The organism is Nocardiopsis valliformis DSM 45023, assembly GCF_000340985.1.
Taxonomy (GTDB): domain Bacteria; phylum Actinomycetota; class Actinomycetes; order Streptosporangiales; family Streptosporangiaceae; genus Nocardiopsis; species Nocardiopsis exhalans.
In genome coordinates, this window is the sequence record NZ_ANAZ01000015.1 from 37288 (window position 1) to 52499 (window position 15212).

Consider the following 15212-nt stretch of genomic DNA (forward strand, 5'->3'; position numbering starts at 1 on the left):
TTACCGTGCCCGGATGGCGATGATCGACACCGGTACGACGCGTTTGGCCTATGACGAGGCCGGGGCCGGGCCCGCGGTCGTCCTCGTGCACGCGGGTGTGGCCGACCGGCGGATGTGGGACCACCAGTTCGCGGAGCTGGCCAAGGACCACCGGGTGGTGCGCTACGACTGGCGCGGCTACGGGGGTTCGGCCGACCACGAGGGTCCGGTCCGGCACCACGAGGACCTGTTGGCGCTGATGGACGCGCTGGAGATCCCGGAGGCCGCCCTGTTCGGCGCGTCCTACGGGGGTGCCTACGCGGTCGACGCGGCCCTGGCCGCCCCGGAGCGGGTGAACGCGCTGGCGCTGGTCTGCCCGGGAATGTCAGGACACGTATGGCCGGAGGTCTTCGTTCGGACCGGACGGCAGATGGCCCTGGCCGCGGTGCCGCACGTACGGCTGGCGGCGTACCAGGAGGGCAACGCTGACCCGGACCCGGCAGACGTGGCGGCAATGGCCGACGCCCAGGCCAGGTTCATGGTCCTGGGCCCGGGCCGCTCCCCCGACGAGATGCCCGTCGAGGCCTGGGACCTGTCGCTGCTGATGCTGCGCGAGATGTACGCCCGCCGCTGGTCGAGCCCGGCCAACCACACCCGGTGGCCCGAGCACCCGGCGGTGGACCGCCTGCACGAGATCAGCGTGCCCACCCTGGTCGTCAAGGGCCTCTCCGAGGTCCCCCAGGTCCAGGACGTCGCCGACCTCTACCAGGCGGGGATCGAGGGTGCCCGCCTCCTGGAGCTCCCGGACACCGGGCACCTGCCCTCGGTCGAACGCCCCGGCGAGCTGACGGCGGCCTTGTCAGAGTTCCTCAAGGAACTCCCCCGGAGCCCTGGCTCGACTTCCTGAGAATCAGGGCCGAACTTTCGGAAAATCCGCACACATCAGGTGACGGGCAGCTACCTTCACCCAGGTGAGTAACGCACCAACACCAACACTCAGCAGAGAAGGCACCTGGTCGCGCACCGAATACGGTGATGGCATGCCGGGTAGCATAAGTAGCATGAGTGGTAACACCAAGAAGTACTCCGTCACACTGCCTGAGGACCTCGCCGAGGACGCGCGTGTCCGCAGCGGTGGATCAGGGCTTTCCGCCTACGTGACCAACGCGGTCAGACGCCAACTGCAGCGCGACCAACTGGCTGAGCTGGTCGACGCGATGGAAGCAGAAAACGGACCCGTGAGCGACAAGCGGATGAGCGAAATCCGCGACGAGATGCACCAAGCGTTGCTGGAGCAAGGTGTCATCCCACCGGACTCCGCTCAGGGGCGAAAAGAGAACGAAGCCGCGTGAATGTCAACCCCCGTACACCGGCCAGGTCCCTGGTATTGGACAGTGAGGGTCTCGCCCGAGCTGTTCGGAGGGACAGACTGGTCGGCGAGTGGATCGCCACCGCTCATCAAAATGACATGACTGTTCTGACCAGCGCGGCCACGCTCGTGGAGGTCGTGCATCCCAAAATCAAGCGCCCCGCGTTGGAATGGACACTCTCCCGGCTCGTCGTGGAACCGGTCACCGAGCAGGTCGCACGAACAGCGTGCGCCCTGCTTTCCGAGACCGGTCTCCATGGACACAAGCACGCGATTGACGCCATGCTGTGCGCGACCGCGCTCAAGGCTGAGGGCCCCGCTGTCATTTTGACGTCTGATCCAGACGACCTTCGGACCCTGTGCGCTGGCAGAGCCGCGGTCATCAAGATCTGAGGCCGGGTTGCGTCAGGCAGGACTGAAGACCACGACCGGTTTCATGTGGCCGGGGCGGTTCTCGCCCAGGGCGATGACCGTGCCGTCCGGGGCGAAGAGGCCGATGGTCCCCTCCCCCAGGGAGCTCTCGCTGATGCGGTTGCCGTGGCGGATGGCGCGGGTCTCGGCCTCGTCCATGGTGCGGACCGGGAAGGCGGCGGCCACGGCCTGGGCCAGGGGGACCTGGGTGAACTCCTTGGCGAGCTGCTCCAGGGTGCGGGCCTGCGAGAGGTCGTAGGGGCCCACGCGGGTGCGGCGCAGGGCGGTGAGGTGGCCGCCCACCGACAGGTCGGCGCCCATGTCGCGGGCTAGGGAGCGGATGTAGGTGCCGCTGGAACCGGTGATGACCGCGTCGACCTCCACGAAGGCGCCCTCGGCGTCCGGGGTGTGCCGGATGGCGGTGACGTCGAACTGGGAGATGGTGACCGTGCGGGCCTTGAGCGCGACCTCCTTACCCTCACGGGCCGACTTGTAGGCGCGCTTGCCGTCCACCTTGATCGCGCTGACCTGCGGCGGGACCTGCTGGATGGGGCCGGTGAGCTTCGCGACCGCGGCGTGCACGTCGGCGTCGGTGACGGCGGAGGCGTCCACGCGGGTGCCGGGCTCACCCTCGGCGTCGTCGGTGTTGGTGACCAGGCCCAGCCGGATCGTGGCTTCGTAGGTCTTCTCGGTCAGGGTCAGGTGGCCGAGCAGCTTGGTGCCCTTCTCGATCCCCAGGACGAGAACCCCGGTGGCCATCGGGTCCAGGGTGCCCGCGTGGCCCACGCGGCGGGTACGCGCCAGGCCGCGGGTCTTGGCGACCACGTCGTGGGACGTCCAGTCGGCGGGCTTGTCGACGACCACGACACCGCTGTCGGCCATGGGGTTCCTCCGGGAAAGCTGGGAAAAGGGCTGGGGCGGCGGTCACTGCCGCCGCCCCGGGGCTGGTTATTCGTCTTCTTCTTCGTCCTCACGAGGCGCCTTGTACGGGTCGGCTTCACCCGCGTGCTTGGCGCTGGTGGCCTTCTGGGCCACCTCCTCGTCGGACTTGCGCGCCTCGACCAGCAGCTTCTCGATGTGCTGGGCGTTCTCCTGCACCTCGTCGATGACGAAGGTCAGGCTGGGCGTGTGGCGGATGCCGGTCTGGCGACCGACCTCAGTGCGGATCACGCCCTTGGCGCTCTCCAGGGCGGCGGCGCTGGCCGCCTTCTCCTCGGGGGTGCCGAACACCGTGTAGTACACCGTGGCGTCCCGCAGGTCCGCGGTGATCCGGGCGTCGGTCACGGTGACGAATCCCAGGCGCGGGTCCTTGATTCGCCGGTCCAGCATCTCGGCGACGATGCGCTGGATACGGTCGGCGATCTTACGCGCGCGTGCGGCGTCAACCATCGTCAGTCTTCCTCTTCGTTGAAGAGCCGCTGCCTAGCGGAGAGCAGCTCCAGTTCAGGACGGCCCGCGACGAAACGCTCGCAGGTGTCCATCTGGTCCCGTGCGTGGGCGGCGGTCGGCGCGACCACCGCGACACCGATCTTGGCCCGACGGTAGAGGTCGTGATCGCCGACCTCCGAGACCGACACCGAGAACTTCCGGCGCAGTTCGGCGACGACGGGCCGCACCATCGAACGCTTCTGTTTGAGCGAGTGGACGTCTCCGAGAAGAACGTCCAAGGTCAGCGCCCCAACGTACAAAAATGATCACCTGTGGTGTTGTGTGAGCCGTCAAAGGTGGGGCCCCGGACACAGCGGTCCGGGGCCCCAGGTGGATCAGTCCTCGCGACTAGTCGCGGGGCTTCTCCTGCATCTCGTAGGTCTCGATGACGTCCTCGACCCGGATGTCGTTGTAACCAACACCGATACCGCACTCGAAGCCCTCGCGGACCTCGGTGGCATCGTCCTTGAACCGACGCAGCGACTCGACGTTGAGGTTGGCCGAGATGACCTTGCCCTCGCGGATGAGACGTGCCTTGGTGTTGCGGCGGATGATCCCGTCGCGGACGATGGAACCGGCGATGTTGCCGATCTTGGGCACCTTGAAGACCTCGCGGACCTCGGCGCTGCCGAGCTGGACCTCCTCGTAGATGGGCTTGAGGAGACCCTTGACCGCGGCTTCGACCTCGTCGATGGCCTGGTAGATGACCGAGTAGTAGCGGATGTCGACGCCCATGCGGTCCGCCAGCTGGCTGTTCTTGCCCTCGGGCCGAACGTTGAAGCCGACGATGATCGCGTCCGCGGACGACGCCAGGTTGATGTCGTTCTGCGTGATCGCACCGACGCCGCGACCGATGATCCGGATGGCGACCTCGTCGCCACCGGCGTCGATCTTGAGCAGCGACTCCTCAAGCGCCTCGACCGAACCGGACATGTCACCCTTGATGAGGAGGAGCAGCTCGGAGCGCTCGCCCTCCTTCAGGTGGTCCTTCCAGGTGTCGAGGGTGACGCGGCGGGCCGACTTCGCCTGCTGGGCGAAGCGCTCGCGCGCCTCACGCTGCTGGGCGATCTGACGGGCCACGCGGTCGTCCTTGACGACCAGGAAGCTGTCACCGGCACTGGGCACGTTGGTCAGACCCAGGACCTGGACCGGACGGGACGGCTCAGCCGACTGGACGTTCTCGCCGTGCTCGTCGAGCATGGCGCGAACGCGGCCGTAGGCGTCGCCACAGACGATGGAGTCACCGACGTTGAGCGTGCCGCGCTGGACCAGCACCGTGGCCATGGAACCGCGACCGCGGTCCAGGTAGGCCTCGATCGCCAGACCCTGAGCGTCCATGTCCGGGTTGGCCTGGAGGTCCAGGGCCGCGTCAGACGTGAGGACGATCGACTCGAGCAGGGCGTCGATGTTGTCGCCCTTGAGCGCGGAGATGTCCACGAACTGGACGTCGCCGCCGTACTCCTCGGCCACGAGGCCGTACTCGGTCATCTGGGCGCGTACCCGCTGCGGGTCGGCGCCTTCGACGTCGATCTTGTTGACCGCGACCACGATCGGCACCTCGGCCGCCTTGGCGTGGTCGATGGCCTCGGCCGTCTGCGGCTTGACGCCGTCGTCGGCCGCCACGACCAGAACCGCGACGTCGGTGACCTTCGCACCACGGGCACGCATGGCGGTGAACGCCTCGTGACCGGGGGTGTCGATGAAGGTGATCTTGCGCTCTTCGCCGTCCACCTCGGTCGCGACCTGGTAGGCACCGATGTGCTGGGTGATTCCGCCGGCCTCGCCGCCCACGACGTTGGTCTTGCGGATGGTGTCCAGCAGTCGGGTCTTACCGTGGTCGACGTGACCCATGACGGTGACCACCGGCGGGCGCGGACGCAGGTCGGCGTCGCCGCCCTCGTTCTCGCCGAACTCGATGGAGAAGGACTCGAGCAGCTCGCGGTCCTCGTCCTCGGGACTGACGACCTCGATCCGGTAGCTGAGCTCCTCGCCGAGCAGCTGCAGCGTCTCGTCGGGCAGCGACTGGGTCGCGGTGACCATCTCACCCAGGTGCATCATGACCTGGACGAGCGACGCCGGGTTGACGTCGATCTTGTCGCCGAAGTCCGACAGCGAGGCGCCGCGGGACAGACGGATGACCTGGTTGTTGCCGCTCGGGATCTTGACGCCGCCGAAGGACGGGGCCGAGAGCTCGTGGAACTCCGCACGCCGCTGCTTCTTGGACTTGCGGGCACGACCGGGACGACCACCCGGACGACCGAAGGCACCGGCCGTTCCGCCACCGCGGCCACGGCCGCCGCCACCGGGACGACCACCGAAACCGCCGGGACGACCGCCGCCACCGCCGCCACCGGGACGCGGACCCGCACCAGCGGGAGCGCCACCGCGGCCGCGGCCACCGCCGCCACCGGGACGACCGCCACCGCCGCCACCACGGCCGCCGCCAGCAGGCGAGGCCGGACGGGACGAGGGCATGTTCATCGGGCTGGGACGCGGGCCACCGGCACCGCCGGGACGCGGAGCGCCACCGCCGCCACCCGGACGCGGAGCACCGCCGCCGGGACGCGGGGCGCCTGCGGCACCGCCGGGACGCGGGGCGCGCTGGTCACCCTGCTGCGGGCCACCGGGACGGGGACCCGGACGCGGGCCACCGGCACCGCCGGGACGCGGAGCGCCACCGCCGGGGCGCGGGGCGCGCTGGTCACGGTCGCCGCCACCCTGCGGGCCACCGGGACGCGGGCCCGGACGCGGGGCACCGCCACCGGGACGCGGAGCGGCCGGCTTGGAGCCCATGCCGGAAGCGTTGGACGCGAACGGGTTGTTGCCCGGACGCGGGCCCGGACGGGGACCGCCCGGACGCTGGCCACGGCCGCCGTCACGACCACCCTCGCGGCCGCCGGAACGCTCCGGACGGTCACCGCGCTGGGGACGATCGCCGCGCTCGCCGCGACCACCGGCCGCACCACCGGGCTTGGGAGCACCGGGACGCGGGGCGTCGCCGCGAGCCGCCTTCGGCGCCGGCTTGGGGCCGGGCTTGGAGGCGGTGGGCTGCTCGGCAGCCTGCTCGAAGTGCGGAACCGCGGGCTTCTCGACCGGCGCGGCGGGCTTCTCAGCCGGAACCGCGGGCTTCTCGGCCTGCGGGGCCGCAGCGGGCTTCTCCGCCTGCGGGGCCGCGGCGGGCTTGGGGCCCGGCTTCGGGCCCGGCTTGGGGGCGGGCCCCGGCTTGGGAGCCGCGGGGCGCGCCGAGGTCTCGGCGGCAGGCTTGGGGGCGGGGCCGGGCTTGGGAGCCGAGCCGCCCTTCTTGCCGTTGCCGTCGGAACCGTTGTTGAAAGCTTCTTGCAGGCGTCGCACGACGGGGGCCTCTATCGTCGAGGACGCCGAACGGACGAATTCGCCCATCTCATTGAGCTTGGCCAGCACGGCCTTGCTCTCCACACCGAACTCCTTAGCGAGTTCGTACACCCGGACCTTCGCCACACTTCTCCTTCAGCTTCGGTCCGGGACATGGGCTTGTGCCGGACCGTCGTTAGCTCGAGTTACTCATCGCTGCGTACTCATCAGGCGCTCATCGCAATCTCGACCTGCTTCCTCATCGCTACACAACAATGGGCCAGCCCTTACGTGCCGACACAGCACTGCACGCCGACCTCGGTCTCTACAACCTTTAGGCCAGCCCAGACATTCCAACCCTATCCGGAACGACGAAGCGTTCAGTCACGCGGGGCGTCACCTAGTAGGGACGTCACAAGTGAGACGTCCCACCCGGTGTCGCCTCCACCGTTCCGGCTCCGGAAGGCGCGTGGCCACGCTCTGCGGCGTTCGGCGAGCTCAAGGCATCGCCGGTCGTGGTGCAGATAGGCGCCGCGCCCCGGACGTCGACCTCGGGTGTCGGGCGTGATGACCATGCCCACGGCCACCAGCCGCACGAGGTCGGACTGGACTGTCCGAGACCGGCACCCCACGCACGTTCGCACGGGACGGTCAGGACCGTCTCCGGCCACCTTATCGCGTCGGGACATGCCTGCGACCCGATTAACCGGCCGAAGGGGCGTCGTCATCCCCCTGACCGATGCCCTCGGCGCCCTCCTCGGAGGCCTGCGCGGGCTCGGCGTCGGAGCGGATGTCGATGCGCCAGCCGGTGAGGCGCGCGGCGAGGCGGGCGTTCTGGCCCTCCTTACCGATCGCCAGCGACTGCTGGTAGTCGGGCACAACCACGCGCGCGACCCGGGCGGCCATGTCAAGGATTTCCACGGAGTTGACCCGGGCCGGGGACAGCGCGTTAGCGACGAACACGGCGGGGTCCTCGGAGTAGTCGACGATGTCGATCTTCTCTCCGTGGAGTTCGGCCATGACGTTGCGGACGCGGCTGCCGAGCGGGCCGATGCAGGCACCCTTGGCGTTGACGCCGCCGCGGTTGGAACGGACCGCCATCTTGGTGCGGTGGCCGGCCTCACGGGCGATCGCCGCGATGTCGACGGTGTTGTCGGCGATCTCGGGGACCTCCAGCTCGAAGAGCTTGCGCACCAGGTTGGGGTGGGTGCGCGAGAGGGTCACCGAGGGACCGCGGTGGCCCTTGCGGACCTGCACCACGTAGGCGCGCAGGCGCTCGCCGTGGGTGTAGGTCTCGGTGGGGACCTGCTCCTGCGGGGGCAGGATCGCCTCGAGCTTGCCGAGGTCGACCAGCACGTTCCGCGGGTCCTTGCCCTGCTGGATGATGCCGGAGACGATGTCGTGCTCGCGACCGGCGAACTCGCCCAGGGTCAGCTCGTCCTCGGCGTCGCGCAGACGCTGGAGGATGACCTGCTTGGCGGTGGAGGTCGCGATGCGGCCGAAGCCGGTGGGCGTGCCGTCGAACTCGCCGACGATCTCGCCCTCCTCGTCGGTCTCCGAGACCCAGACGATCACGTGGCCGGTGGAGCGGTTCAGCTCCACGCGCGCCTTCTTGTCGGGGCCCTCTTCGCGGTGGTAGGCGATCAGCAGCGCGTCCTCGATGGCCTTGGCCACCAGCTCGACGGCAATGTCCTTCTCGCGCTCAAGGCTGCGCAGGACGCTCATGTCAATATCCACGGGGCTCCCCCTCTAGTCCGCCGCGTCGGCGTCGTCGGCGCGACGGAATTCCACCTGGACCTTGGCCTTGGCGATCGAGTCGTAGGCCAGGGTTCGGGGCCGTCCCTTGACGTCCAGGGTCACGCCCTGGTCGTCGGACTCGGTGACGCGACCGGTGAGGTCGCCGCCCTCGACGAGGGAGACCTTCACCAATCGGCCCTGGGAGCGCCTCCAGTGGCGAGGCAGGGTCAGCGGACGATCCACTCCGGGGGAGGTGACCTCGAGGACGTAGGGCTGTTCGCCCATGACGTCGGAGGCGTCCAGGCTGTCGTTGACGGCCTGGCTGATCTCTCCGACGGTGTCCAGGTCGACCCCGTTGTCGGAGTCCACGACCACGCGCAGCACCCGTCGCTTGCCCGCGGGTGTCAGCTCGACAGCCTCCAGGTCCAGTCCGGCCTCGGCCAGTACCGGCTCCAGCAGCTCGGCGATGCGCTCGTTGCGCGCCTGCGCTCCCATGCGTGTTAGCCCCTCAAACGGCGAAATCCCGCCCGCTCGGCCGTGTGCCGTTGAACGGGGCGGTCCAGCTCTGTACGTAGTCTGCGGCGAATTCGCTCTGTGTCTCGAAGGCCCAGTGTCTTGGAGACGCTGTGCCGTAGAGACACACGAGCACCGCACGTCGCGTGCGACGGCGGTTGTGGTGCAAGGGTATCCACACCTGAGCGTCCCCCAGGTCGGTCCGCGCGGGCGGGGCGCGTCGCGCTCGGTCCGCCGCATGGCTGGATCACCGTCCTGGCAGGGGGTACCGGTGCGGCCCGGGCCCGCCGCCGCCCGTGGAAAGATGGGGTCTGACCGCCGCTGACGGCGGTCCTGTCGACGCCGCGCCGAGCCGCGGGGCACGGGAGGAGGGCGCGTGGGCCAAGGGGATGTCAGCCGCCGCACGGTGCTGGGCCTGACGGTGACGGGTGTGGCTGTGACGGGTGTCGCTGTCGGAGCAGGCGGTTGCGGCACGGCCGACTGGTACCCCTTCGACGTGACCCCGGACGTGTCCGTGCTGCGCTCGCTCATCCGCGAGAAGGAGCGGATGGTGGTGCGCTACGAGGCCGCGCTGGAACGGGGCACCGGCCCCGCCGAACTCCTGGAACAGCTGTGGGAGCACCACGTGACCCATCTGGACGCGCTGCTCGACGCGCTCCCGGAGGAGGTGGGCGCCTACGACGCGGACCCTGATGACGTCGAGGGCGCCGGAGACGGCGAGGACGGCGAACCGGTGACCCCGCAGGAGGACCCGGCGTTGGACGCCGTACTCGACGTGGCGGGGCTGCGGGCGCTGGCCGCCGCGGCCACCAGCGCCAGGCTCGACCAGGCAGCGGCGGTCGCCGACCCGGGTCTGGCCCAGTTGATCAGCGGGATCGGCGCGTGCGAGGCCGGACACGCACACCTGCTCGCCCGGGCCTGAGCCTCAGCGCTGAGCGCTGGCGCAGCGCCCCGCGACCGAACCACCCAAGTACGTGAAGGCAGGTAGTCAGGTGACCGAGAGCCCCACCCCCGCGGAGGCCGAGGACCCCACTGCGGCGGCGCTGGCGGAGGCCCTGAGCGCCGAGCACGCCGCCGTGTACGGGTTCGAGTTCGTCGGCGGCGCCGCCGGTGACCAGCCCCGGCGGGAGCGCGCCTCGGCGGCGGCCTACGAGCACAAGGCGCTGCGGGACGCCCTGCACGCGGCCGCGGTGGAACGCGGCATCGATCCCCCGCCCGCGCTGGCTTCCTACCCGCTGCCGGAAGGGCGCGGCGGTGACGACATGGACGCCTTCGCCGCAGGCCTGGAGGAGACGACGATGAGCGCCTGCCTGTGGCTGAGCGCCTCGGCCGACACGGACCTGCGGATCACGGCGGCGCGGATCCTCCAGGAGGCGACGGTGCGGGCCCTGGTGTGGGGCTCCGAGCTGGACTCCCTGCCGGGGTTCGACCAAGCCTGACCCCGAACGCGAAAGGAGCGGCGGTCCGGGTCCCGGGCCGCCGCTCCTTCGCGGTGTCTACTCGCTCATCGCTACTCGCTGCAGGCGGCGACGGTGCGGTCGACGATCTCGCCGACCGGGACGTCGGAGCGCTCGCCGGAGCGGCGGTCGCGCAGCTCGACCAGGCCGTCCTTGAGGCCGCGGCCGACGATGACCACGGTGGGGATGCCCAGCAGCTCGGCGTCGTTGAACTTCACGCCGGGGGCCGCCTTGCGGTCGTCGACCAGCACGCGCAGGCCGCGGGCCTCCAGCTCGCCGCCGATGCGCAGGGCCTCCTCGACCTCGCCGCCCTTGCCGGTGCCGACCACGTGCACGTCGGCGGGCGAGATCTCGCGCGGCCAGATGATGCCCTTGTCGTCGTGCGACTGCTCCACGACCGAGGCGACGGCGCGGGAGACGCCGATGCCGTACGAGCCCATGGTGATGCGCTTGGGCTTGCCGTCCGGGCCGAGGGCGTCCAGCTTGAAGGCGTCCGCGTACTTGCGGCCGAGCTGGAAGATGTGCCCGATCTCGATGCCGCGCGCGGTGTACAGGGTGCCCTGGCCGTCGGGCGAGGCGTCGCCGTCGCGCACCTCGGCGACGTCGATGGTGCCGTCCGGGGTGAAGTCGCGTCCGGCCACGAGGTCGATGACGTGGTGGTCGGTCTTGTCGGCGCCGGTCACCCAGGCGGTGCCGGTGACCACGCGCGGGTCGACGAGGTAGCGGACCTTGTTGTCCAGCAGGGCCTTGGGGCCGATGTAGCCCTTGGCGAGGAAGGGGTTGGCGGCGAAGTCCGCCTCCTCCAGGAGGGCGACCTCGGTGGGCTCCAGGGCGGCTTCGAGGCGCTTGAAGTCGACCTCGCGGTCGCCGGGCAGGCCGATGGCGAGGAGCTCCCAGTCCTTGCTGCCCGGGGCGCGGGTCTTGACCAGGACGTTCTTGAGGGTGTCGGCCTCGGTGAAAGCGTCACGGCCCGGCCCGGCGTTGTTCAGAACTGTGTTGTTCAGATAGGCAACGAGGGTCTGGATGGTAGCGGTGTCCGGGGTGTGGTGCACCTGCGCCTCGGGCAGTCCCTCGACCGGCAGCTCGGCGGGAGCCGGGGTCTTCACGGCCTCGACGTTGGCGGCGTAGTCGGACTCCGTGCTGCGCACGAAGGTGTCCTCGCCGGTGGGGGCGACGGCCAGGAACTCCTCGGAGGCCGAACCGCCCATGGCGCCGGAGGTGGCGGAGACGATGACGTACTCCAGGCCCAGCCGGTCGAAGATCCGGATGTAGGCGGCCCGGTGCTTGTCGTAGGCCTCCTGGAGGCCCTCGTCGTCGATGTCGAAGGAGTAGGAGTCCTTCATGTGGAACTCGCGGCCGCGGAGCACACCGGCGCGGGGGCGGGCCTCGTCGCGGAACTTCTCCTGGATCTGGTAGAGCACGACCGGGAAGTCCTTGTAGGACGAGTACTCGCCCTTGACCAGGAGGGTGAAGAGCTCCTCGTGGGTGGGGCCGAGCAGGTAGTCGGCGCCCTTGCGGTCCTTGAGGCGGAAGAGGGTGTCGCCGTACTCTTCCCAGCGGCCGGACGCCTCGTAGTACTCCTTGGGCAGCAGCGCGGGCAGGAGGACCTCCTGGCCGCCCATGGCGTTCATCTCCTCGCGCACCACGCGGGAGACGTTCTCCAGGACCATCTTGCCCAGGGGCAGCCAGGTGTAGATGCCGGGGGCGGCGCGGCGGACGTAGCCGGCGCGGACGAGCAGCTTGTGGCTCGGCACCTCGGCGTCCGCCGGGTCCTCACGCAGGGTGCGCAGGAACAGGTTCGACATCCGCAGTAGCACGGCCACTCCTCGGTGATCGCGCCCAGAGGGGCGCGGGTAGATAGATGTGATGGATCTGGGGAAACCCAGGCTAGCGCTCCCGGGAGGGCGTTCGCGCGCCCGTTTCCGACTAGTGCCAGCAGCGCCTAACGTTGGAGGGATTTTCCGGGAGTGAGGCGGGGGCATGGGCAGACGTGTGCGTGACAGGGTCGAGGCCGAGGAGGAGATCTCGGCGGTGCCCGGGGTCGACCTGCTCGCGGACGCGGACCGGCCGAACTCGTGGTTCCTGTTGGTCGAGGGCACCCCGCAGTCCCATGTGGACCTGTCCGACCCCGGTTACCTGGACTTCTCGTACGTGCGGCGGATCGCGCACGCGGCCGACCTGGTGGCGCCCGGGGGTGAGCCGGTCGAGGCGATGCACCTGGGCGCGGGTGCGCTGACGGTGGCACGGTACGTGGCGCACAGCCGCCCGGGTTCGCGTCAGCGGGCGGTGGACGTGGACGCGGCGCTGGTGGAGACGGTCCGGCGGCGGCTGCCGTGGGACCGCAGGGCGCAGCTGCGGGTGGGGATCGGGGACGCGCGGGAGTGGATCGCGGCCCGGCACGAGTCGAGCGCGGACCTGATCGTGTCCGACGTCTTCGCGGGGGCGCGCACCCCGGCCCGGCTGACCTCGGTGGAGTTCTACGCCGAGGCCGCGCGGGTGCTGCGGCCGGGCGGCTTCCTGGTGGTCAACGTCGGGGACGGGTACGCCCTGAAGCACACGCGCGCCCAGGTGGCCACGGTGCGTTCGGTACTGCCGCACGTGGTGATGACCGCGGAGCCGGGAATCCTGCGCGGCCGCCGGTTCGGCAACCTGGTGCTGGTCGCGGGGCACCGGCCGTTGCCCGAGGAGGAGCTGGGGCGGTTGGCGCACCGGGACCCGGAGATGGCGCGGTTGGTGGCGGGCGAGGACCTGGACCGGTTCGTCTCCGGCCACTCCCCCGTGCACGACGCGGACGCCGAGGACTCCCCCGCGCCGCCGACCGACATCTTCTAGCGGGCCCAGTTTCCAGCGGGCCCGCCCCCCGGGGCCACTACTCCCCGCGGAGTAGCACCGGCCCCGAAGCGTCGCCCTGAGGGGGACGCCGTCCCGGACGCGGCAGCCGTAGTGTCGGGATCGTGGCAGCACTACTCTCACGTGTCCCTCGTCCCACCCGCGTCGACCTCTGGCTCGCCCTGGGCCTGCTGTTGCTGTCTGCGGGCAGTACCGCGCTGATCGAGGTGTTCGGCCCGCTCCCGGAGGACAGGCCCGCCTGGCCCTGGGGGTACGCGCTCATCCTGACCGCCTGCCTGCCGGTCCTGTGGCGGACCGCCTTCCCGTGCACGGTCGCGCTGATCACAGTGGTCGCCGCCACCGTCTACTACCCGTTGGCCTTCCCCGACGGCGTGGTGATGCTGAGCGCGCTCGTGATGCTCTACACCCTGGTGCGTTGGGGATACCGGATCTTCGGGTGGCTGCTGGGACCCGGGCTGTTCGTCCTGCTCAACGTGTACGGACTGCTGACCGGCGGCGGACTGCGCGCCGACACCATGGCCACACTGGCCTGGATCATCGTGCTGTTGTGCGTGGCCGAGATCCTCCGGTGGCGCGACGTCTACCGGCGGGCGGACCGGGAGCGGGAGGAAGAGAGTGCCCGGACCAGGGAGGAGGAGCTGCTGCGCAGGGCCTCCGACGAACGGCTACGGCTCGCACGCGACGTGCACGACACCGTCGCGCACAACATCTCGCTGATCAACGTGCAGGCCGGGACGGCGCTGTACCTGATGGAGTCCCAACCGGAGCGGGCCGCCGAGGCGCTGTCCACCATCAAGCAGACCAGCAAGGACACTCTGACCGAGCTCAGAGCCATGCTGGGAGTACTGCGTGCGGTGGACGAGTCCGCGCCCCGCGCTCCGGTCCCGGGCCTGGAGCGGGTCCCGGACCTGGTGGAGGGCGCGCGCGGGGCCGGGGTGGCGGTGGAGCTGCGGGTCACCGGGCAGGAGAGGCGGCTGGCGGTGGGGGTCGAAGGGGTGGCCTATCGAGCCGTGCAGGAGGCACTGACCAACGTGGTCCGGCACTCGGGCGCGGACCGGGCGTGGGCGCGGATCGACTACGGGCTCTCGGAGCTGCTCGTGGAGGTCACCGACGACGGCCGCGGGACCGTGGGCCCGCCCGCTCCGGGCAACGGCATCATCGGGATGGGTGAGCGGGCCGCGCTGATCGGCGGAACGGTGGACGCCGAACCCGTGGAGGGGGGAGGATTCCGGGTGCGGGTGAGACTTCCGGTGGACGGCGGCCCCGCGAGAGGACAGGGAGAACCAGGGTGATCCGGGTGCTGCTCGCCGACGACCAGGCGCTGGTGCGGGCAGGGTTTCGCGCCCTGCTGGACAGCGCACCCGACATCGAGGTGGTGGCGGAGGCCGCTGACGGTGCGGAGGCGGTCCGGCTGACGCGTGCCGAGCGCCCAGACGTAGTGCTCATGGACATCCGGATGCCGGGTGTGGACGGGTTGGACGCCACCGGGCGTATTGTCGCCGACCCCACACTGGAGCGGACGCGGGTCGTCATCCTCACCACGTTCGATCTGGACGAGTACATCTTCGAGGCGCTGCGCGGCGGTGCCAGCGGCTTCCTGGTCAAGGACACCGAACCGCGCGACCTGCTACAGGCGGTGCGGGTGGTGCACGGGGGCGAGGCGCTGCTCTCCCCCGGTGTCACCCAGCGGCTGATCGCCGACTTCGCGCGGCGACCGGCCAGTTCCCCGGCCCCGGACACGCGCCTGAACAGGCTGACCGACCGCGAACGCGAGGTCATGGCTCTGGTCGGCCGCGGGCTGTCCAACGAGGAGATCGCCCGGGAGCTGGTGCTCAGTCCGGCCACGGCCAAGACGCATGTCAGCCGCGCGATGGTGAAGCTGGGTGTGCGCGACCGGGCCCAGCTCGTGGTGATCGCCTACGAGAGCGCGTTGGTGACCCCGGGCTGGTCGCGCGGCGAGTAGCGGGCGATGGACACGGGCGGCCGCGGCCTCGGGGGGCCCTGAGTTCGGGTCGGGGTCGGCCCGTAAACCTACGGGAGTAGGAGCGCGCGCGGCGTACCTCCCTCGGTGTGCCCCAGGTGCCGCCCCGGAGACGATGTGGCGGGCCCGACCGTCGGCGGATGCTGTTCCGTGTCCC

Annotated in this window: 16 protein-coding genes; 8 read left to right on the forward strand and 8 right to left on the reverse strand. The window is 70.4% G+C overall.

The genetic code is table 11. From position 1 onward, the window contains the following. Positions 1-13 precede the first annotated feature (13 nt). The 3 genes from D457_RS0116485 (at position 14) to D457_RS0116495 (ending at position 1741) form a co-directional block, all read left to right on the forward strand. Positions 14-886 carry an alpha/beta fold hydrolase gene (locus D457_RS0116485; protein WP_017581776.1) on the forward strand — a complete coding sequence of 291 codons (873 nt, stop codon included), beginning with the start codon at positions 14-16 and terminating at the stop codon, positions 884-886. A 154-nt stretch (positions 887-1040) separates the two neighbouring features. Then, the gene (locus D457_RS32705; protein WP_017581777.1) at positions 1041-1331 is read left to right on the forward strand and encodes a hypothetical protein; all 291 of its coding nucleotides are present in this window, start codon (positions 1041-1043) and stop codon (positions 1329-1331) included. Continuing rightward, entirely contained in the window at positions 1328-1741 is a 414-nt protein-coding gene (locus D457_RS0116495; protein WP_026116716.1) for a type II toxin-antitoxin system VapC family toxin, read from the forward strand. The genes D457_RS32705 and D457_RS0116495 overlap by 4 nt, the downstream gene beginning before the upstream one ends. A gap of 12 nt (positions 1742-1753) precedes the next feature. Here the strand turns inward: D457_RS0116495 and truB are convergent, their stop codons facing one another. From truB to rimP, 7 genes are all read right to left on the reverse strand, one after another. After that, positions 1754-2641: a tRNA pseudouridine(55) synthase TruB gene (truB, locus tag D457_RS0116500; protein ID WP_017581779.1), complete on the reverse strand. Its 888-nt coding sequence runs from the start codon at positions 2639-2641 to the stop codon at positions 1754-1756. 66 nt (positions 2642-2707) lie between these two features. Beyond that, entirely contained in the window at positions 2708-3148 is a 441-nt protein-coding gene (rbfA, locus tag D457_RS0116505) for a 30S ribosome-binding factor RbfA (RefSeq protein WP_017581780.1), read from the reverse strand. 2 nt (positions 3149-3150) lie between these two features. After that, entirely contained in the window at positions 3151-3447 is a 297-nt protein-coding gene (locus D457_RS0116510) for a DUF503 domain-containing protein (RefSeq protein WP_026116717.1), read from the reverse strand. Between the two features lie 88 nt (positions 3448-3535). Continuing rightward, on the reverse strand, positions 3536-6664 hold the full coding sequence (infB, locus tag D457_RS0116515; protein ID WP_017581782.1) for a translation initiation factor IF-2: 3129 nt from the start codon (positions 6662-6664) through the stop codon (positions 3536-3538). A gap of 233 nt (positions 6665-6897) precedes the next feature. Further along, positions 6898-7245, reverse strand: coding sequence for a YlxR family protein (locus tag D457_RS34825; RefSeq protein ID WP_338043086.1), 348 nt, complete (start codon positions 7243-7245; stop codon positions 6898-6900). Next, positions 7220-8242: a transcription termination factor NusA gene (gene nusA / locus D457_RS0116520; protein ID WP_017581783.1), complete on the reverse strand. Its 1023-nt coding sequence runs from the start codon at positions 8240-8242 to the stop codon at positions 7220-7222. Before nusA ends, D457_RS34825 begins: the two co-directional genes overlap by 26 nt. 24 nt (positions 8243-8266) lie before the next feature. After that, a complete protein-coding gene (gene rimP, locus D457_RS0116525) occupies positions 8267-8749 on the reverse strand; it encodes a ribosome maturation factor RimP (RefSeq protein ID WP_017581784.1) in 483 nt (160 codons plus the stop codon). Between the two features lie 394 nt (positions 8750-9143). On the opposite strand from rimP, the gene D457_RS0116530 reads away from it, so the two are divergent. Further along, positions 9144-9689 carry a ferritin-like domain-containing protein gene (locus D457_RS0116530; protein ID WP_017581785.1) on the forward strand — a complete coding sequence of 182 codons (546 nt, stop codon included), beginning with the start codon at positions 9144-9146 and terminating at the stop codon, positions 9687-9689. A 70-nt stretch (positions 9690-9759) separates the two neighbouring features. Next, on the forward strand, positions 9760-10206 hold the full coding sequence (locus D457_RS0116535; RefSeq protein ID WP_017581786.1) for a ferritin-like domain-containing protein: 447 nt from the start codon (positions 9760-9762) through the stop codon (positions 10204-10206). A 71-nt stretch (positions 10207-10277) separates the two neighbouring features. Here D457_RS0116535 and D457_RS0116540 read toward each other — a convergent pair whose 3' ends face one another. Then, entirely contained in the window at positions 10278-12041 is a 1764-nt protein-coding gene (locus D457_RS0116540) for a proline--tRNA ligase (RefSeq protein ID WP_017581787.1), read from the reverse strand. Positions 12042-12204: 163 nt separating this feature from the next. On the opposite strand from D457_RS0116540, the gene D457_RS0116545 reads away from it, so the two are divergent. From D457_RS0116545 to D457_RS0116555, 3 genes are all read left to right on the forward strand, one after another. Then, positions 12205-13056: a spermidine synthase gene (locus D457_RS0116545; RefSeq protein WP_017581788.1), complete on the forward strand. Its 852-nt coding sequence runs from the start codon at positions 12205-12207 to the stop codon at positions 13054-13056. A gap of 122 nt (positions 13057-13178) precedes the next feature. Further along, positions 13179-14366: a sensor histidine kinase gene (locus D457_RS0116550; RefSeq protein WP_017581789.1), complete on the forward strand. Its 1188-nt coding sequence runs from the start codon at positions 13179-13181 to the stop codon at positions 14364-14366. Beyond that, entirely contained in the window at positions 14363-15037 is a 675-nt protein-coding gene (locus D457_RS0116555) for a response regulator (RefSeq protein WP_017581790.1), read from the forward strand. Before D457_RS0116550 ends, D457_RS0116555 begins: the two co-directional genes overlap by 4 nt. Positions 15038-15212 lie beyond the last annotated feature (175 nt).

Excerpts from the sequence above, each read along its gene's own strand:
- D457_RS0116485 (WP_017581776.1), top strand. The coding sequence starts at position 14 with ATGGCGATGATCGACACCGGTACGACGCGTTTGGCCTATGACGAGGCC.
- D457_RS32705 (WP_017581777.1), top strand. The coding sequence starts at position 1,041 with ATGAGTGGTAACACCAAGAAGTACTCCGTCACACTGCCTGAGGACCTC.
- truB (WP_017581779.1), bottom strand. The coding sequence starts at position 2,641 with ATGGCCGACAGCGGTGTCGTGGTCGTCGACAAGCCCGCCGACTGGACG.
- rbfA (WP_017581780.1), bottom strand. The coding sequence starts at position 3,148 with ATGGTTGACGCCGCACGCGCGCGTAAGATCGCCGACCGTATCCAGCGC.
- D457_RS34825 (WP_338043086.1), bottom strand. The coding sequence starts at position 7,245 with ATGACGACGCCCCTTCGGCCGGTTAATCGGGTCGCAGGCATGTCCCGA.
- nusA (WP_017581783.1), bottom strand. The coding sequence starts at position 8,242 with ATGAGCGTCCTGCGCAGCCTTGAGCGCGAGAAGGACATTGCCGTCGAG.
- rimP (WP_017581784.1), bottom strand. The coding sequence starts at position 8,749 with ATGGGAGCGCAGGCGCGCAACGAGCGCATCGCCGAGCTGCTGGAGCCG.
- D457_RS0116545 (WP_017581788.1), top strand. The coding sequence starts at position 12,205 with ATGGGCAGACGTGTGCGTGACAGGGTCGAGGCCGAGGAGGAGATCTCG.